The sequence below is a fragment of the Pelomonas lactea genome (assembly GCF_043555885.1).
GTDB classification, from domain to species: Bacteria; Pseudomonadota; Gammaproteobacteria; order Burkholderiales; family Burkholderiaceae_C; genus Pelomonas; species Pelomonas lactea.
Map to the genome: position 1 here is coordinate 150661 of NZ_JBIGHX010000009.1, position 16668 is coordinate 167328.

Annotated in this window: 17 protein-coding genes; 7 read left to right on the forward strand and 10 right to left on the reverse strand. The window is 70.9% G+C overall.

Translation table 11 applies throughout. From position 1 onward, the window contains the following. Positions 1 to 17 precede the first annotated feature (17 nt). Genes ACG04Q_RS21755 through ACG04Q_RS21770 form a run of 4 tightly spaced genes read left to right on the forward strand, consistent with a single transcriptional unit; the run spans position 18 to position 3247 of the window. Positions 18 to 485, forward strand: a complete 468-nt coding sequence (locus ACG04Q_RS21755; RefSeq protein WP_394513552.1) for a group I truncated hemoglobin — start codon at positions 18 to 20, stop codon at positions 483 to 485. After that, entirely contained in the window at positions 482 to 1483 is a 1002-nt protein-coding gene (locus ACG04Q_RS21760; protein ID WP_394513554.1) for an MBL fold metallo-hydrolase, read from the forward strand. Before ACG04Q_RS21755 ends, ACG04Q_RS21760 begins: the two co-directional genes overlap by 4 nt. A 59-nt stretch (positions 1484 to 1542) precedes the next feature. Continuing rightward, a complete protein-coding gene (locus tag ACG04Q_RS21765; protein ID WP_394513556.1) occupies positions 1543 to 2793 on the forward strand; it encodes an Nramp family divalent metal transporter in 1251 nt (416 codons plus the stop codon). A 31-nt stretch (positions 2794 to 2824) separates the two neighbouring features. Beyond that, positions 2825 to 3247, forward strand: a complete 423-nt coding sequence (locus tag ACG04Q_RS21770) for a Cd(II)/Pb(II)-responsive transcriptional regulator (protein WP_394513558.1) — start codon at positions 2825 to 2827, stop codon at positions 3245 to 3247. A 32-nt stretch (positions 3248 to 3279) separates the two neighbouring features. Here the strand turns inward: ACG04Q_RS21770 and pyk are convergent, their stop codons facing one another. The 3 genes from pyk to ACG04Q_RS21785 form a co-directional block, all read right to left on the reverse strand. After that, positions 3280 to 4710, reverse strand: a complete 1431-nt coding sequence (gene pyk, locus ACG04Q_RS21775; protein ID WP_394513560.1) for a pyruvate kinase — start codon at positions 4708 to 4710, stop codon at positions 3280 to 3282. Between the two features lie 84 nt (positions 4711 to 4794). Next, positions 4795 to 5265 carry a GNAT family N-acetyltransferase gene (locus ACG04Q_RS21780; protein WP_394513562.1) on the reverse strand — a complete coding sequence of 157 codons (471 nt, stop codon included), beginning with the start codon at positions 5263 to 5265 and terminating at the stop codon, positions 4795 to 4797. 16 nt (positions 5266 to 5281) lie between these two features. Continuing rightward, positions 5282 to 5854 carry a helix-turn-helix domain-containing protein gene (locus ACG04Q_RS21785; RefSeq protein ID WP_394513564.1) on the reverse strand — a complete coding sequence of 191 codons (573 nt, stop codon included), beginning with the start codon at positions 5852 to 5854 and terminating at the stop codon, positions 5282 to 5284. Between the two features lie 40 nt (positions 5855 to 5894). Here ACG04Q_RS21785 and ACG04Q_RS21790 point away from each other — a divergent pair, with 40 nt between their 5' ends. Next, positions 5895 to 6827 carry a DMT family transporter gene (locus tag ACG04Q_RS21790; RefSeq protein WP_394513565.1) on the forward strand — a complete coding sequence of 311 codons (933 nt, stop codon included), beginning with the start codon at positions 5895 to 5897 and terminating at the stop codon, positions 6825 to 6827. Here ACG04Q_RS21790 and ACG04Q_RS21795 read toward each other — a convergent pair. The 4 genes from ACG04Q_RS21795 to ACG04Q_RS21810 all read right to left on the reverse strand — a co-directional run bounded on the left by ACG04Q_RS21795 (position 6824) and on the right by ACG04Q_RS21810 (position 12774). Beyond that, positions 6824 to 7564, reverse strand: coding sequence for a hypothetical protein (locus tag ACG04Q_RS21795; protein WP_394513567.1), 741 nt, complete (start codon positions 7562 to 7564; stop codon positions 6824 to 6826). The genes ACG04Q_RS21790 and ACG04Q_RS21795 overlap by 4 nt on opposite strands. An 85-nt stretch (positions 7565 to 7649) precedes the next feature. Beyond that, positions 7650 to 9038, reverse strand: coding sequence for a M20/M25/M40 family metallo-hydrolase (locus tag ACG04Q_RS21800; protein ID WP_394513569.1), 1389 nt, complete (start codon positions 9036 to 9038; stop codon positions 7650 to 7652). An 84-nt stretch (positions 9039 to 9122) separates the two neighbouring features. Continuing rightward, positions 9123 to 11441, reverse strand: coding sequence for an NADP-dependent malic enzyme (locus ACG04Q_RS21805; RefSeq protein WP_394513571.1), 2319 nt, complete (start codon positions 11439 to 11441; stop codon positions 9123 to 9125). 76 nt (positions 11442 to 11517) lie between these two features. Further along, positions 11518 to 12774, reverse strand: coding sequence for a GGDEF domain-containing protein (locus ACG04Q_RS21810; protein WP_394513572.1), 1257 nt, complete (start codon positions 12772 to 12774; stop codon positions 11518 to 11520). A gap of 117 nt (positions 12775 to 12891) precedes the next feature. On the opposite strand from ACG04Q_RS21810, the gene ACG04Q_RS21815 reads away from it, so the two are divergent. Both ACG04Q_RS21815 and ACG04Q_RS21820 read left to right on the forward strand, forming a co-directional pair. Next, positions 12892 to 13662, forward strand: coding sequence for an N-acetylmuramidase family protein (locus ACG04Q_RS21815; protein WP_394513574.1), 771 nt, complete (start codon positions 12892 to 12894; stop codon positions 13660 to 13662). Next, positions 13649 to 14269: a hypothetical protein gene (locus ACG04Q_RS21820; protein ID WP_394513576.1), complete on the forward strand. Its 621-nt coding sequence runs from the start codon at positions 13649 to 13651 to the stop codon at positions 14267 to 14269. The genes ACG04Q_RS21815 and ACG04Q_RS21820 overlap by 14 nt, the downstream gene beginning before the upstream one ends. Positions 14270 to 14359: 90 nt before the next feature. Here the strand turns inward: ACG04Q_RS21820 and ACG04Q_RS21825 are convergent, their stop codons facing one another. The 3 genes from ACG04Q_RS21825 to ACG04Q_RS21835 form a co-directional block, all read right to left on the reverse strand. Next, on the reverse strand, positions 14360 to 15553 hold the full coding sequence (locus ACG04Q_RS21825; protein WP_394513578.1) for a phosphoglycerate kinase: 1194 nt from the start codon (positions 15551 to 15553) through the stop codon (positions 14360 to 14362). Positions 15554 to 15615: 62 nt separating this feature from the next. Continuing rightward, the gene (locus ACG04Q_RS21830) at positions 15616 to 15945 is read right to left on the reverse strand and encodes an AzlD domain-containing protein (RefSeq protein WP_394513579.1); all 330 of its coding nucleotides are present in this window, start codon (positions 15943 to 15945) and stop codon (positions 15616 to 15618) included. Next, entirely contained in the window at positions 15942 to 16658 is a 717-nt protein-coding gene (locus tag ACG04Q_RS21835; protein ID WP_394513580.1) for an AzlC family ABC transporter permease, read from the reverse strand. The genes ACG04Q_RS21830 and ACG04Q_RS21835 overlap by 4 nt, the downstream gene beginning before the upstream one ends. Positions 16659 to 16668 lie beyond the last annotated feature (10 nt).

Consider the following 16668-nt stretch of genomic DNA (forward strand, 5'->3'; position numbering starts at 1 on the left):
GGCACTAGACTGGCCGCATGAAGCGCCACCTCCTGCCCGCCGCCCTGATGCTGGGGCTGCTGACGCCACTGGCAGGCGCGCAGACCGGCCCCACCGTGGTGGTGGCCGGCGCCGCTGCGGTGCCGGCCGACGACAAGCTCTACCAGGCGCTGGGCGGCCGCGACGCCATCCAGGCCTTCACGAACGACTTCTATGCCAGCATGCTGGCCGACCCGCGCCTGGCGCCCTTCTTCGACGGCATCAACGCGAAGCACCTGCAGCGCGTGCTGGCCGACTACTTCTGCGTGGTGGCCGGCGGCCCCTGCGTCTACGACGGTGTCGGCATGAAGGACGCGCACGCGCACCTGGGTGTCGGCAAGGGCGACTTCAACGCGCTGGTGGAGCACCTGCAGCGCGCCATGGACCGGGCCGGCGTGCCTTTCGCAACGCAGAACCGCCTGCTGGCGCGCCTGGCACCGTCGCACCGCGACATCGTCACCCGGTGAGCCGCCCCGCCCACCACCGCGACGGCGGCTTCCAGAACAACCACGGCGACTTCGAGCCCAAGTCGCTGGCCGACGTGCTGCGCTGGCGCTGGAACGCCGCGCGCCAGGGCCTGCCGCGGCGGCCGGTCGATCCCATCCCCACGCAGCCGGCCGACCTTGCCGCCCTCCACACCGGCACCGCACCGGCCGTCACATGGATAGGCCATGCGACCGTGCTGGCGCGGCTGGGCGGCCTGAACCTGCTGACCGACCCGATCTTCTCGGAGCGCGCGTCGCCGTTCTCGTTTGCCGGCCCGCGGCGCGAGCAGCCGCCCGGCGTCGCGCTGGCGGACCTGCCGCGCGTCGACGCCGTGCTGGTGTCGCACAACCACTACGACCACCTGGACCTCGCCTCCTGCCGCGCGCTGGCGGTGCAGCCCGGCGGCAGCCCGCTGTTCGTCGTGCCGCTGGGGCTGGCCGACTGGTTCCGCCGTCGCGGCGTGGAACGGGTCGTCGAGCTGGACTGGTGGCAGCAACACAGGCTGGACGGCGTGGACATCGCGCTGGTGCCGGCGCAGCACTGGTCGGCGCGCGGCCTGGCCGACCGCATGAAGACGCTGTGGGGCGGCTTCGCCGTGTTCGCGCCGGACTGCCAGCTGTTCTTCGCCGGCGACACCGGCTACTCACGCGACTTCGCCGACATCCGCGAGCGCTTCGCCGAGCGGCAGCGCGACGGCGGCTTCGACATCGCGCTGATCCCGATCGGCGCCTACGAGCCGCGCTGGTTCATGAAGGAGCAGCACATCAACGTCGAGGAGGCGCTGAAGATCCACGCCGACCTGGGCGCCCGGCGCTCGCTGGGCGTGCACTGGGGCACCTTCGAGCTGACCGACGAAGCGCTGGACGAGCCGCCGCGCCAGCTGGCCCGCCAGCGCGCCGCGCTGGGGCTGGCGGAGGACGAGTTCTTCACGCTCGCCATCGGCGAGACGCACCCCATCGCGCCACGCCGCGGGCCCTGACTCAGCTCGCGGCAAGCCGTCCGACACCTGCGGCCGCGCGGCACGGCTAGGCTGTCGGCATGCTCAACCGCCTCCGCCTCTACCTGCGCCAGCTCGGCCCCGGCCTCATCACCGGCGCGGCGGACGACGACCCCAGCGGCATCGCCACCTACTCGCAGGCCGGCGCGCAGTTCGGCTTCTCCATGCTGTGGAGCCTGGTCATCACGCTGCCGCTGATGACGGCGATCCAGATCGTCAGCGCGCGCATCGGCTACGTGACCGGCCAGGGGCTGGCCGCCAACTTCAAGCGCGCCTTCCCGCGGCCGCTGCTGCTGGCGCTGGTGGGCCTGCTGCTGGCGGCCAACACGCTGAACATCGCCGCCGACATCGCCGCCATGGCCGAGGCCGTGAAGCTGCTGCTGGGCGGCTCGGCCCATGTCTACGCGCTGAGCTTCGGCCTGGCCAGCGCGGTCATGCAGGTGTTCCTGCCCTACCAGAGCTATGTGCGCTGGCTCAAGTGGCTGACGCTGGCACTGCTGGCCTACGTGGGTGTCATCGTCGTCATCGGGCTGGACTGGGGCGAGGTGCTGGCGCGCACGCTGCACCCCGACCTGCAATGGAATCGCGACACGCTGCTGATGCTGGTGGCCGTGTTCGGCACCACCATCAGCCCCTACCTGTTCTTCTGGCAGGCCAGCCAGGAAGTGGAAGACCGTGCGACCGGCGCCGGCGAGGCGCACACACCGCAGGAGGTGAGGCAGCACCTGCGCCGCATCAAGATCGACACCAACATCGGCATGGCGTTCTCCAACCTCATCGCCTTCTTCATCATGCTGTCCACCGCCGCGACGCTGCACGCGGCCGGCGTGACGGACATCCAGACCTCGGCCCAGGCCGTGGAGGCGCTGCGGCCGGTGGCCGGCGAGCACGCCGCGCTGCTGTTCGCGCTGGGCATCATCGGCACGGGCATGCTGGCCGTGCCGGTGCTGGCGGGCTCGGCCGCCTACGCGGTGGCCGAGGTGGCCGGCTGGCGCGGCTCGCTGAGCCTGAAGCTGGAGCGTGGCGAGGGGCGCGGCTTCTACGGCGTCATCGCCGCGGCGACGCTGGGCGGCGTGGCGCTGTGCTTCACGCCCATGGACCCGGTCAAGGAGCTGTTCTGGTCCGCCGTGTTCAACGGCGTGACGGCCGTGCCCATCATGGTGGCGATGATGGTGCTGGCATCGCGCCCCGCCATCATGGGCGGGCATGCCATCGGCCTGCGGCTGCGCCTGATGGGCTGGCTGGCCACCGCCGTCATGGCGCTGACGGTGCTGGCGCTGATCATCGCCTGAGGCCCCCGCACGCAGAGGCCACAATGCCCGCATGCGCATCGGGGAACTCGCCCGCCTGACCGGCACGGCCGTCGACACCATCCGCCACTACGAGCGCGAGGGCCTGCTCGCGGCGCCACCGCGCACGGACGCCGGCTACCGCATCTACGGCCCGGCGGACGTTGAGCGGCTGCACTTCATCCGCCGCTGCCGCTCGCTGGACATGAACCTGGCCGAGGTGCGCGTGCTGCTGGCGCTGCAGGGCGGCGCGCATGGCGCCGAAGCGCACGCACTGCTGGACGAGCACATCGGTCATGTCGCCGCGCGCATCGCGGCCCTGCAGGATCTGGAGAGGGAGCTGCGCGCGCTGCGCGCCCGCTGCCAGGGCGACGAGCCGGCCTGCGCCATCCTCGAGGGCCTGGCCGAACCCGGTGCCGGGCTGCCCGCCAAGAGCCACATCGGCCACAGCCACTGAAGCCCACGCGACAACGGCGTGGGCGCCGGGGGTCAACCCACCCTGCAGACCTTCAGCATGTTGGTGCCGCCGGGGTAGCCCATGGGCTCGCCGCAGGTGATGGCATAGGTGTCGCCGGGCATCAGCACGCCGCGCTCGACGAGGATCTTCTCGGCCGCGGCCAGCGCCTCGTCGCGGTCCTCGAACTCGGGCATCAGCAGCGGCGTGACGTTGCGGTACAGGCCCATGCGACGCTGGCTGACGAGCTGGCTGGTCAGACCGAAGATGGGCACGTTGATGCGGTGGCGGCTCATCCACAGCGCGGTGGAGCCCGACTCCGTCAGCGCCAGGATGGCCTTGCAGCCCAGGTGGTGCGCCGTGAACAGCGCGCCCATCGCGATGGACTGGTCGATGCGGCCGAACTGGCGGCCGGCGAAGTCGGTGTCCAGCGTGACGAACTCGGCGCGCTCGGCCTCCAGCGCGATGGCGGCCATCTGCTCGACGGTCTCGATCGGGAACTTGCCGGCGGCCGTCTCGGCGGACAGCATGACGGCGTCGGTGCCGTCCAGCACGGCGTTGGCCACGTCGCTGACCTCGGCGCGCGTGGGCACCGGGTTCACGATCATGGACTCCATCATCTGCGTGGCCGTGATGGACACCTTGTCCAGCTCGCGGGCCATCTTGATCATGCGCTTCTGCAGCGCCGGCACCGCGGCGTTGCCCACCTCCACGGCCAGGTCGCCGCGGGCGACCATGATGCCGTCGGACGCCTTCAGGATGGCCTCCAGGTGGGGGATGGCCTCATAGCGCTCGATCTTGGCGATCATGGCCGGCTTGTGGCGGTAGGGCTCGCCGGCCACGTTGGCCAGCTGGCGCGCCATCTCCATGTCGGTGGCGTTCTTCGGGAAGCTGACAGCCAGGTACTCGCACTGGAAGGACATCGCGGTCTTGATGTCCTCCATGTCCTTGCCCGTCAGCGCCGGGGCGGTCAGGCCGCCACCCTGCTTGTTGATGCCCTTGTTGTTGGACAGCTCGCCGCCCAGCTTGACGGTGGTGTGCACCTGCGCGCCGCGCACGTGGTCCACGGTCAGCACCAGCAGGCCGTCGTTCAGCAGCAGCGTGTCGCCGGGCTTCACGTCGCGCGGCAGTTCCTTGTAGTCCAGGCTGGCGATGTCCTGGTTGCCGAGTTCGGTGCGGTCGGCGTCGAGCACGAACTTGGCACCGGGCACCAGCTCGATCTTGCCGTTCTCGAACTTGCCGACGCGGATCTTGGGGCCCTGCAGGTCGGCCATGATGGCCACCGACTTGCCAACACGCTCGGCCGCGGCGCGGACCATGTTTGCGCGATCAATGTGGTCCTGCGCCTTGCCGTGCGAGAAGTTCAACCGCACGACGTCGACGCCGGCGCGGATCATCTTCTCCAGCACCTCCGGCGTGTTGGAAGCGGGGCCGAGGGTGGCGACGATCTTGGTGGCGCGGGTCATGGCTTGTCTCAACTTGTCAGGGGGCGCGGAATTATGGGCCGCAGGACCTGCGGGAAGTTTCGCCGTGTTTCGGTGCGAAGTGGGCTACAGCGACTTCTCGAAGAAAACACTCAGCGGGTCGAGCGCGTAGCCGCCGAACGGCCCGCGCTCGGCATAGCCCAGCCGCCGGTACAGGCCCAGCGCCTCGGGCTGGTGGATGCCGGTCTCCAGCCGCGCCAGGCGCAGGCCATGCCCCACCAGCTCGGCCTCTAACCGCGCCATCAGCTGCCGCGCGACACCGCGGCCGCGTTCGCTGTCCAGCACGAACAGGCGCTTGATCTCCCCATACCCGTCGGCCGGGAAGCGCTTCACGCCGCCGCAGCCGACGAGCCGCTCGCCGCGCCAGGCACCGATGAAGCTGCCATGCGGCGGGCGCAGGCCGTCGGCCGGCTCGAAATGGTTGCTCTCGGCCGGGTACAGCGCGCTCATCAGCGCTTCTGATTGCGCGATCAGCGCCTGCGCGCCGGGGTGGCCGGGATCCAGCGGGACCAGGCGCAGGGATGGGTCTGACGTCATGAGGGTTAGAGACCAGTTACAGCGCGGGCACCGTCATCGCGAGCAGATAGCGCGCTGACCCGGCCCCGGGGTTGGTGAAGACGCTGCGCCCCAGGCAGCGGAAGCTCAGCGAGTCGCCGGCGCCCAGCTCGAACACCTGGCCCTGCAGCGTCAGCCGCAGCTGCCCGTCCTGCAGGCACAGGTGGTGCTCCAGCCGCGCGACGGTGGGCTCGTCGTAGGCCAGCTCGGCGCCGGGCGCGAGCACCGCCTCGATGACCTCGGTCGCGAAGCCGGCCAGCGGCGGGCAGCGCATGCGGCGCTCGAAGCCGCTCTGCTGGTCGTGCCAGCGCGGCTGGTCCGCCGCGCGCAGCAGCCTCACCGGCAGCGCCTCGGCCTCGGCCAGCAGACGGCTCAACGGCAGCCCGTGCGCGCGCGCCAGGCGCGACAGCAGCGTCGCGGTCGGGCTGGTCTCGGCCCGCTCCAGCCGCGACAGCGTCGCGCGGCTGACGCCGCTGCGCGTGGCCAGCTCGTCCAGCGACCAGCCGGCCGCCGTGCGCAGCGCGGCCAGGCGCTCGGCCAGCTGGCGCTCGAACTGGCCTTCTTCGCTCACTTCAGAGAATTCTTCTCTCATATGAGAAGATGCTACCGCAATGACCGACCGCCAGACCGCCCCCTTCGCCGCCGCGCTGGCCGTCGTGCTGGTCTGGGGCCTGAACTTTCCGCTGTCCAAGGCCTTGTTCCAGCAGGTCGGACCCGCCGGCTTCCTGGGCCTGCGCTACCTGCTGGTGCCGCTGTGCGCGGTCGCGCTGCTCTGCTGGCGGTTCGGCACCCGCTGGCCGCGGCTGGACCGCGACGAGGTGTGGCCGCTGGTGCGCCTAACGCTGCTAGGCCAGGGCCTGCACCTGATGCTGTCGAACTACGGCATGCAGGGCTCCACCGCCTTCAGCGCCAGCGTGCTGCTGGCCTGCGGGCCGGTGTTCACGCTGCTGATCCTGCGGTTCAGCGGCGTGGAGCGGCTGTCGCCGGGCCAGGTGGCCGGGGTCGCCGCCGCGGCGGCGGGGGCGCTGCTGTTCATGGCCGACAAGCTGCTGGCCGCCGACTGGCACGCTGGCCTGGGCGACCTGATGCTGCTGGCCGCCGCGGCGCTCTTCAGCTACTACACGGTGGCCAGCAAGCCGCTGATCCAGCACCACGGCGGCGTCACCGTGCTGGGCTACGGCAGCCTGGTGTGCACGCTGCCCATGCTGGCCTGGTGCGCCCCGGCGCTGCTCGCGCTGGACTGGGCCGCGCAGCCCGCCTGGGTCTGGACGGGCACGGTCTGGCAGGTCGCCGGTGGCGGCTTCATCGGCTGGCTGGCCTGGGGCTGGGCCAACGAGCGGCGCGGCGTGGCGCGCACGGCGCCGCTGATCTACCTGATGCCGCTGGTGGCGGGGCTGGCGGCCTGGCTGTGGGGTGGTGAGAGCTTCACGCTGCACAAGATCCTGGCGGCGGTGCTCATCCTGGCCGGCGTGGCGCTCGCGCAATTCGGCGCGACCCCGCTGTGGCCGCGACGCCCGCCGCTGGGCCACCAGACGCCCGGCTAACGCGGCGCGCCCATCGCCTCGTCGATGGCCCGCAGCTGCCGGTCCGGCACGGACTTGCTGCAGAAGAAGAAGCGGCCCTCCCCGGGTGGCGCGTCGGGCAGGCGGCGCAGTTCCAGTGCAGCGCCGGCCTCGCCCAGCTGCTTGATCAGGGCCTCGCCCTCCTCCTCGGTGAAGAGGGTGGCGTCGGCCATGCCCAGCAACACCAGCCGGGCACGGGCCAGGCTGTGGTCCGACGAGCGGACGATCCTGGCGCTGCTCTCGGCCAGCGCCTTGTCGGTTTCGGCGCCGTAGGAATAGCCCAGGCGCAGCACCAGCGAGACGCCCGGCGACTGGACGAGCGCCGCGAAGCGCTGCACGTCCTTGAGCCGGCCATCCTTGCGGATCATCAGGCTCTGCGGTGGGCTGCTGTAGACCGGCAGCCTGGCGTACTTGCCGAGCTTCTCCCGCTCCGCTGTGCGGTACAGGCCCAGTGCGCAGGCCGGCTCAAGGTTGCGCGTGATCATGGCCACCTGCCGCGCCACCGGCGCCTCGCGCAGTTCAACCGCCAGGCCGGCGCGCTGCAGCACGGCCATGGCTGGCGCTCCCTGCAAGCCGGTGAGCCGCTGGTCGTGCCGGCTCATCAGCGGCGGCCGCTCCTCGTAGTACAGCACCAGGTCGGCGGCACCCGCCCGGAGGGCCGGGCAGACGGCCAACAAGGCCGTCAGCAGACAGCGGATGAAAGGGGCGACGGTGCTCACGCCGACACGGTATCAGGAAGGCGCCGGTTCACGGCCGGTCGCTGATCGCCCGCCGCCTCCCACGGGACCGCCCGCGCGGCCGACCTCAAGGCGCCGCGAGGCGCTTGACCAGCCGGTACTGGAACTCCGCCCCCTCCAGCAGCGACTGCACGCGCAGCCGCTCGTTGAGGCCATGGGCGTTGGAGCCGCCCGGCGGGTGGAACAGGCCCGTGACGCCGTAGGTCCAGATGCCGCTCTGGTTCAGGAAGCGGCCGTCCGTGGCGCCGGCCGTCAGGCTCAGCACCACCGGCACGCCGGGCCAGAGCTCCTCGTTGACGGCCTGGATGGCCGCCAGCAGCGACTCCTTCATCGGCGGCATCGGCGCCTCCGTGGCCTGGCCGACGGGCGTGATGCGGATGCGCGCATCGGCCACCACGCGTTCCAGCGTCGCCTGCACCTCGTCGACACGCTCGCCAGGCAGGATGCGGCAGTTCACCATCGCCTTGGCGCGCTGCGGCAGCGCGTTGACGGCATGCCCGGCGTCCAGCTGCGTGGCGACGCAGGTGGTGCGCACGCTGGCGTTGTAGCTGGCGCTGAACTGCCACAGCCGCGCCTGCGCGTCGGGGTCGGGCGGGTCGCGCAGGATGGCGCGGATGTCGGCGGCCACCTCGGGTTTCTCGGTCTTTGACAGGTGCTCGAAATAGGCCCGCGTCACCGGCGACAGCTTGAACGGAAAGCTGAAGCGCGCCAGCCGCGCCAGCCCGTCGGCGAGGCGGTAGATGGCGTTGTCGGGCTCGGGCACCGAGCTGTGGCCACCCTTGTTGACGACCTCCAGCTGGAAGCTCTGGAACACCTTCTCGCCGGCCTGCACACGGTGGAACAGCGGGCGCCCCTCGGCGGTCAGCGCGCCGCCGCCGCCTTCGTTGAGCGCCAGCTCCGCATCGATCAGCGCGCGGTGATGCTGCAGCAGGTACTCGACGCCGTTGAAGGGCCCCGGCACCGTCTCCTCGCCGCAGGTGAGCGCGAGGATGAGGTCGCGCGCGGGCCGGAATCCCTCCTGGCGAAAGCGCACCATGTTGGCCACGTAGATGGCCGCCATGGACTTGTCGTCCGAGCTGCCGCGGGCGTAGAAGTAGCCGCCCTCCTCCACGAGCTTGAAGGGGTCGCGCGTCCAGTCCTCGCGCCGCGCCTCCACCACGTCGACATGCGCCAGCTGCAGCAGCGGCCGCTGCGCGCCGGTGCCCTTGAGCCGCGCGACGAGGTTGCCGTGCTTCTCGCCGCCCGGCGGCACGATGAGCTGCATCTCGTCATCGCGAAAGCCGCCGGCCTTGAGCCGTGCGGCCATGGCCCGGGCGGCCACCGTGCAGTCGCCCGCCGACGGCGTGGTGTTGATCTCCACCAGCTCCCGGTAGACGCTGCGCAGCAGCGGCTCGTCGGCCTGGGCCCAGGCCGCGACGTGAAGCGCCGACAGCAGCGCGAGGGCGAATCGTTTCATGGGCACTCCCTGCGTGAGCAGATCGCCGGTCTGCGCCGGCGGCCCCGCATGCTGGCGCAGCGCGGGAGCGCTCGCCAGCCGGGACTACCCGCGCGCCTCGCGCACGTCCGCCACCGCCAGCGCCGTCATGTTGACGATGCGGCGCACCGTGGCCGACGGCGTCAGGATGTGCACCGGCTTGGCGGCGCCCAGCAGCATGGGGCCGATGGTGACGCCCTGGCTGGCGCTGATCTTCAGCACGTTGAACAGGATGTTGGCGGCATCCAGCGTCGGCAGCACCAGCAGGTTGGCCGCGCCGGTGAGCTTGCTGTCCGGCAGGAAGGCCTGGCGCACGCTCTCCGACAACGCCGCGTCGCCGTGCATCTCGCCGTCGCATTCCACCTCGGGGTGGGCGGCGCTGAACAGCTCGTGCGCGCGCCGCATCTTCACGGCCGACGGCCGCGTGCTGGAGCCGAACATCGAGTGGCTGACGAACGCCAGCTTGGGCGGCAGGCCGAAACGACGCACCTCCTCGGCGGCCATCGCGGCGATGTCGGCCAGCTCCTCGGCGTCGGGCGAGTCGTTGACGAAGGTGTCGGTGATGAACAGCGTCATCTGGTCGAGGATGAGCGCGTTCATCGCGGCGAACTGGCGCGCACCTGGTGCCAGGCCGACGAGGTCACGCACCTGCTCCAGGTGGCGGTCGAACTTGCCGACCAGGCCGCAGATCATCGCGTCGGCGTCGCCCAGCTCGATGGCCAGCGCGCCGATGGCGGTGTTGCTGCGCCGCACGGCGGACTTGGCCATCTCCGGCGTCACGCCGTTGCGCTTCATGCGGGCGTGGTAGGCCTCCCAGTACTGGCGGAAGCGCGGATCGTCCTCGGGGTCGATGACGGCCACGTCGTCACCCAGCTTCAGGCGCAGGCCGGCGCGCTGGATGCGCGCTGCCAGCACCGCGGGGCGGCCGATCAGCGTGGGCTTGGCCAGGCCCTCGTCCAGCGCCACCTGCACCGCGCGCAGCACGCGCTCGTCTTCGCCCTCGGCATAAATGACGCGGGCCGGCGCGGCCTTGGCAGCCGAGAACACCGGCCGCATGAACATGCCGGTCTGGTAGACGAAGCGCTCCAGCGACTGGCGGTAGGCGGCCAGGTCTTCCACCGGGCGCGTGGCCACGCCATCGGCCGCGGCGGCGGCAGCCACGGCGGGCGCGATGCGCAGGATCAGGCGCGCGTCGAAGGGCTTGGGGATCAGGTAGTCGGGGCCGAACGCCAGCTCCTGGCCGGCGTAGGCGGCGGCCACCTCATCCGAGGTCTCGGCCTTGGCGAGTGCGGCGATCTCGCGCACGCAGGCCAGCTTCATGCCCTCGGTGATCTTGGTGGCGCCGCAGTCCAGCGCGCCGCGGAAGATGTAGGGGAAGCACAGGACGTTGTTGACCTGGTTGGGGTAGTCCGACCGGCCGGTGGCCACGATGCAGTCCGGCCGCACGGCCTTGGCCAGCTCGGGGCGGATCTCGGGTTCGGGGTTGGCCAGCGCCAGGATGATGGGCTGCGTGCCCATGGTCTTGACCATCTCGGCCGTCAGCACACCGGCCGCCGAGCAGCCCAGGAACACGTCGGCGCCGCTGACGACATCCGCCAGCGTGCGCGCGGTGGTGACCTGGCAGTAGCGCTGCTTGGACTCGTCCAGCTTGCCGCTCCGGGCGTCCTCACGCTCGCTCTGGATGACGCCGCGCGAGTCACAGACGAACACGTGCTCGCGCTTCACGCCCAGGCCCACCATCACGTCCAGGCAGGCGATGGCCGCCGCGCCGGCGCCCGACACGGCCACCTTGACCGCGCCGATGTCCTTGCCCACCAGCTCCAGCCCGTTCAGCAGCGCGGCCGACGAGATGATGGCCGTGCCGTGCTGGTCGTCGTGGAAGACGGGGATGTTCATCCGCTTGGACAGCTCGCGCTCGATGTAGAAGCACTCGGGCGCCTTGATGTCCTCGAGGTTGATGCCGCCCAGCGTGGGCTCCATCGCCGCGATGATGTCGATGAGCTTGTCGGGATCGCGCTCGGCCAGTTCGATGTCGAAGACGTCGATGCCGGCGAACTTCTTGAACAGGCAGCCCTTGCCTTCCATGACCGGCTTGGCGGCCAGCGGGCCGATGTCACCCAGGCCCAGCACGGCGGTGCCGTTGGTGATGACGCCGACGAGGTTGCCGCGCGACGTGAAGTCGGCGGCCAGCGCCGGGTCTTGCTCGATGTCCAGGCAGGGATAGGCCACGCCCGGCGAGTAGGCCAGCGACAGGTCGCGCTGGTTGCTCAAGGCCTTGGTCGGGGTGACCGAGATCTTGCCGCGCGTCGGGGCGCGGTGGTACTCACGGGCGGCGTCGCGCAGCGCGGCTTCGGCAGGCGACAAGGGAGCGTTGTTCTTTTCCATGGCGGTGTGTTTCGCGGAGGGAACCCATGAGGTTACGCCGCGTTTCAACGCCACTTGATGCCGGTTTCTTGGCGATCTATGCCGAAGCCGATATCACCCGGTCGCGCCCGGCGTGCTTGGCGCGGTACATGGCCTGGTCCGCGTCGCGCATGGCCGCCTCCAGGCCCGCCTCGTCGCGCGCCTCGGCCACGCCCCAGCTGGCGGTCACTGCCAGACCCGCCGGCCAAGGCGTGCGGGCCAGCACCGCGCGCAGCCGCTCGGCCACGGCCACCGCCTCCTCGGCCGGCGTCTGCGGCATGACCAGCACGAATTCCTCACCGCCCCAGCGCGCCACGAGGTCGTCGCGCGGCAGATTGGCGCGCAGCGTCTGCGCGAGCAGCGCCAGCACCTGGTCGCCGACGTCGTGGCCATGCTGGTCGTTGATGCGCTTGAAGTGGTCCGCGTCGACGAACACGACGGACATCGGAAAGCCCAGCTCGCCCTGGGCCCGCGTCAGCAACTCCAGCGCACGGCTCAGGCCCTCCCGGTTGGCCACCTGCGTCAGCGGGTCGCGCAGCGCCATCTTCTCCAGCGCCTTGGAGCGCCGCATGGACCGACGCAGACGCGCCCTCACCGCCCAGCTCTCCCACACCAGATAGCCCAGCAGGCTGAACATCCACAGCCCCACCAGCCCGAGCCGGAAGGTCTCGGGCGCCACCCAGTTGCCGATGAGCTCGGCCCGCTGCAGCCGGATGACGTGCGCCCCCGGCAACACCTGCCCGCCGGTGCTGAAGCTGATGGCGCGCACGCGGTCCAGCTGCGGCCCCATCAGCGGCACGGGCAGCGGGTGGGTCTGCGCCCACCAGGAACTGACCATGAACTGCGACAGCCGCAGCTCCACCGGCATGGCCAGCCCGGCCGGCGCGAAGATGACCTCGTGCGGCTTGAGATCCTCGCCGCCACCGCTGCCCGGATAGTCCGGGTGGAAGCTGCGCAGAAAGATGCGCAGCTGCGCCGGCACCCCGTCCTTCTGCGGGCCCGCAACGCTCACCCACAGCCGCAGGCTGCTGAAGCGGGTCAGGTTCAGGTCGCCGCCGACGGACTCGATCTGCAGATCGCAGAACGGCCATTCGAAGCCCGGCTTGATCTCGCAGCGCAGCGTGTGCGTGCCGTCGGGCGCGGTGCTCAGCTGCGCGTGGCTGGCGCCGCCGCTGCCGCTGTCGTCCACCACCTCCAGCCGCTGGTCGGGGCCACGGCCGTCCAGCACGAGGCGGCGCGTCATCCAGTGCTCGTTCGCGAACAGGCCCAGCAGCGTCACGACGACGAGCAGGGCGAGCAGCCAGCGCAGAACCATGCGGTCATTGTGGACGCCGCCTTGGCCGGGCGTCCATGCCGGCGCCAGGCGCGCACCGGGAACTTCATCACACGGCGGGCCGCTGCGCGGATACTGAGGCCCCTGAGGAGAAACGCGATGGCTGAATATCGCCTTCCCGGCCCGCTGTGCACCGTGCTGGGCAGCTTCAAGATCGACACCGGCACGCTGTGCCTGGGCGCCACCAAGCCCCCCGGGCCCGCGAACAACGCGCGCCCGGCCCAGGCGCCCAAGCGCCACAAGGCACACCGCCCCAAGGTCAAGGCCCAGCCGGCCCGCAAGTCGACGCTGACGGCGCAGGACTTCGAAGCGGCCGCCAAGCTGCTGGGCGCGGACATCTCCGTCGCGCTGGTGCACGCGTTCGCCGACGTGGAGTCGGGCGGCCGCAGCGGCATGGGCCCGGCGGGCCTGCCCGTCATCGCCTACGAGGGGCATGTGTTCCGCAAGCTGACGAACAAGGCCTACGACGCGGACCACCCGCTGCTGTCCTACAAGTACGTGAAGAAGGCCGGCCCCGAATGGCAGCAGAACAACAAGGACCAGGCCACCGCCTGGGCCACGCTGGAGGCCGCCATCGCGCTGGACCGCGACGCCGCCCTGCAGGCCTGCTCCTGGGGCATGTTCCAGGTCATGGGCTTCAACTACAAGAGTTGCGGCTATGCGTCGGCCGAGGCCTTCGTCGCGGCCATGAAGGCCGGCGAGAAGGGCCAGCTGATGGCCTTCGTCGGCTACTGCAAGAAGAGCCCGGGCATGGTGAAGGCCATGCTGGACAAGGACTACGCCGGCATGGCGAGCCGCTACAACGGCAAGGACTATGGTGACTACGACAAACGCATCGAGAAGGCCTACCGCAAGCATGGCGGCACCTGAGCCCGGGCGGCTACGCCGCGGCGCGCTCGCGCTGGGCCTGGCACTGCTGCCGCTGCTGGGCGCGGCCCAGGCCGGCAAACCCGTGGCCGGCCAGTACGAAGGCCTGATGGTGGCCGTCTCACCGCAGGGCGCGGTGACGGGGCACTACGTCGAGGAGCAGGGTGAGGGCGTCGTCAAGCGCTGCGCGTTCTCGCTCAGCGGCCAGCTGTCGGCCGGCGGCGAGGCGGCCATCCGCAGCTGGAGCAGCGTGCAGCTGCCCGGGCGGCTGAAGTTCGACAAGGAGGGCGTCACGCTGACGCTGCCCGAGGGCACGCAGCACGACGGCTGCGGGCTGGTGCTGATGCCGCAGATCGCCACCGGGCTGGCGCTGGACCTGGTGGCGCCGGCCGGCTGGACGGCGTTGCACCGCATCACCGCGGACAAGGCGCCGTTCTTCGACACGCCCCAGTCCGCCAAGCCGCGCCGCGCCTACGTCGTCAAGGGCGACGTCGTGGGCGTGCTGGCCGAGCAGGACGGCTGGGTACGCGTGGAGTACCCAGTCAAGGGCAAGCGCGTCGCGGGCTGGCTGCAGCCCGGCACGACGGCGGCGCTGGCGGCGCCGCGCTGATCAGCCAGCAGCCCGCTGGCCGGCCCTGTATCAGCCCGCTGCGCGCTGGCCGGCCCTGTATCAGCCCGCTGCGCGCTGGCCAGCCCTGGATCAGCCTGCTGCGCGCTGGCTGAGGATCTCGAACGCCGGCAGCGTCTTGCCTTCCAGCACTTCCAGGAAGGCGCCGCCGCCGGTGGAGATGTAGCCCACGTCCTTCTCGATGCCGTACTTGGCGATGGCCGCCAGCGTGTCGCCACCGCCGGCGATGCTGAAGGCGCTGCTGTCGGCGATGGCGCGGGCCAGCGTCTCGGTGCCCTGGGCGAAGGCGTCGAACTCGAACACGCCCACCGGGCCGTTCCAGACGATGGTGCCGGCGGCCTTCAGCTGCTCGGCCAGCTTGGCGGCAGTCTTGGGGCCGATGTCCAGGATCAGGTCGTCGTCGGCCACATCGGCGGCGGCCTTGACGGTGGCTTCGGCATCGGCGGCAAAGCGCTTGGCGGTGACGACGTCTTCAGGAATCGGCACCGCGGCGCCGCGGGCAGCCATGGCGTCGATGACGGCCTTGGCGTCGCCCACCAGGTCCGGCTCGGCCAGCGACTTGCCGATCTTGAGACCGGCGGCCAGCATGAAGGTGTTGGCGATGCCGCCGCCGACGATAAGGCCGTCGACGTTCTTGGACAGCGACTGCAGGATGGTCAGCTTGGTGGACACCTTGGAGCCGGCGACGATGGCCACCAGCGGGCGCTTCGGGTTGGCCAGTGCCTTGGAGATGGCGTCGATCTCGGCAGCCAGCAGCGGGCCGGCGCAAGCGATCTTGGCGAACTTGGCGATGCCGTACGTCGTGGCCTCGGCGCGGTGGGCGGTGCCGAAGGCGTCGTGCACAAAGATGTCGCACAGCGCGGCCAGCTTCTTCGACAGGGCCTCGTCGCACTTCTTCTCGCCCTTGTTGACGCGGCAGTTCTCCAGCAGCACCAGCTCGCCCGGGGCGACGTCCACGCCGTCCACCCAGTTCGCCTTCAACGGCACCGGGCGGCCCAGCAGCTCGGCCATGCGCTCGGCCACCGGGGCCAGCGAGTCTTCGGGCTTGAACTCACCCTCGGTCGGGCGGCCCAGGTGGGACGTGACCATGACGGCGGCGCCGGCGTCCAGCGCGGCCTTGATGGCGGGCAGCGACGCGCGGATGCGGGTGTCCTCGGTGATCTTGCCGTGGTCGTCCTGCGGCACGTTCAGGTCGGCGCGGATGAAGACGCGCTGGCCGGCCACCTTGCCGGCGGCGATCAGGTCGGAGAAGCGGATGACGTTCATGGTCGGGCGGTGCAGTTGGTGAAAAACTGCCGGCATTCTCTCCGCCCCGCGTTCCGGCGCGGTTACCAGCCGAGGCCCAGCTTCAAAGGCAGCATGACCGCCATGCCGACGAGGATGGTGCCGAGGATGTCGCGGCGCCAGAAGTAGTAGGCCGTCGCGGCCAGCGCGGCGGGCCAGCGGGCGTCCTGCCAGGTGGTGATGGCATGGCCCTGCGTCATGAAGATCTCGGGCGCCACCACGGCCATCAGCGCCGCCAGCGGGGCCACCTTCAGCAGTTCGCGCAGCCAGCCGGGGATGGGCAGCGGCTTGTCGCTGATCATGAAGAAGCCGCGCGTCACCAGCGTCACGGCGCCCAGCCCCAGCAGCGCCACCCAGGTCATGGCTTCGCTCATGGCCGGCTCCTGCGACTGTCCAGCCACCAGCCGACGGCGCCCGCCGCGACGATGGCGCACAGGATGTTCAGCTTCAGCGGCAGCGAATAGGTGGCGATGGACACCGCGCCCGCGGTGATCGCCACCCACCACAGCGACTTCTCGGTCAACAGCGAGTACGACAGCCCCAGCAGCGCCATGACGCCGGCAAAGCCGATGCCCCAGTGCGGCGGGATGCGGTCGGCCAGCAGGATGCCGGTGAAGGCGGTGAGCTGCCAGGTGGGCCAGTTGACCGCCACGCCGCCCCAGAAGTAGCGCTGCTGGGCAGGCGTGGGCACCGGGTCCGGGTAGCGCTTCACGAAGTAGACGAAGTTCAGGTCGGCCGCGAAATAGGTCGTCATCAACCGGCGCGCGCGCGGCAGGTGGCCGAAGTAGTGGCGCCACTGCGCGCTGAAGATGACGAAGCGCAGGTTCACGCAGAACGCCGTGGCCAGCAGCACCCACAGCGGCGCGCCGGCGGCGATCAGCGGCAGGGCGGAGAGCTGCGCGCTGCCGGCGAACACCAGCAGCGACATGCCCATGGCCAGCGGCACGCTGAGCCCGCTCTTCACCATGGTGACGCCGGTCACCAGCCCCCAGGCGGCCAGCCCCAGGGAGGGTGAGGCCATGTCGCGCGCGCCCTGGCGGAAATCGGCATCGGCCGCCAGCGCGCGCCCTCGTTCGAGAAACTGCATGCCCCCATTC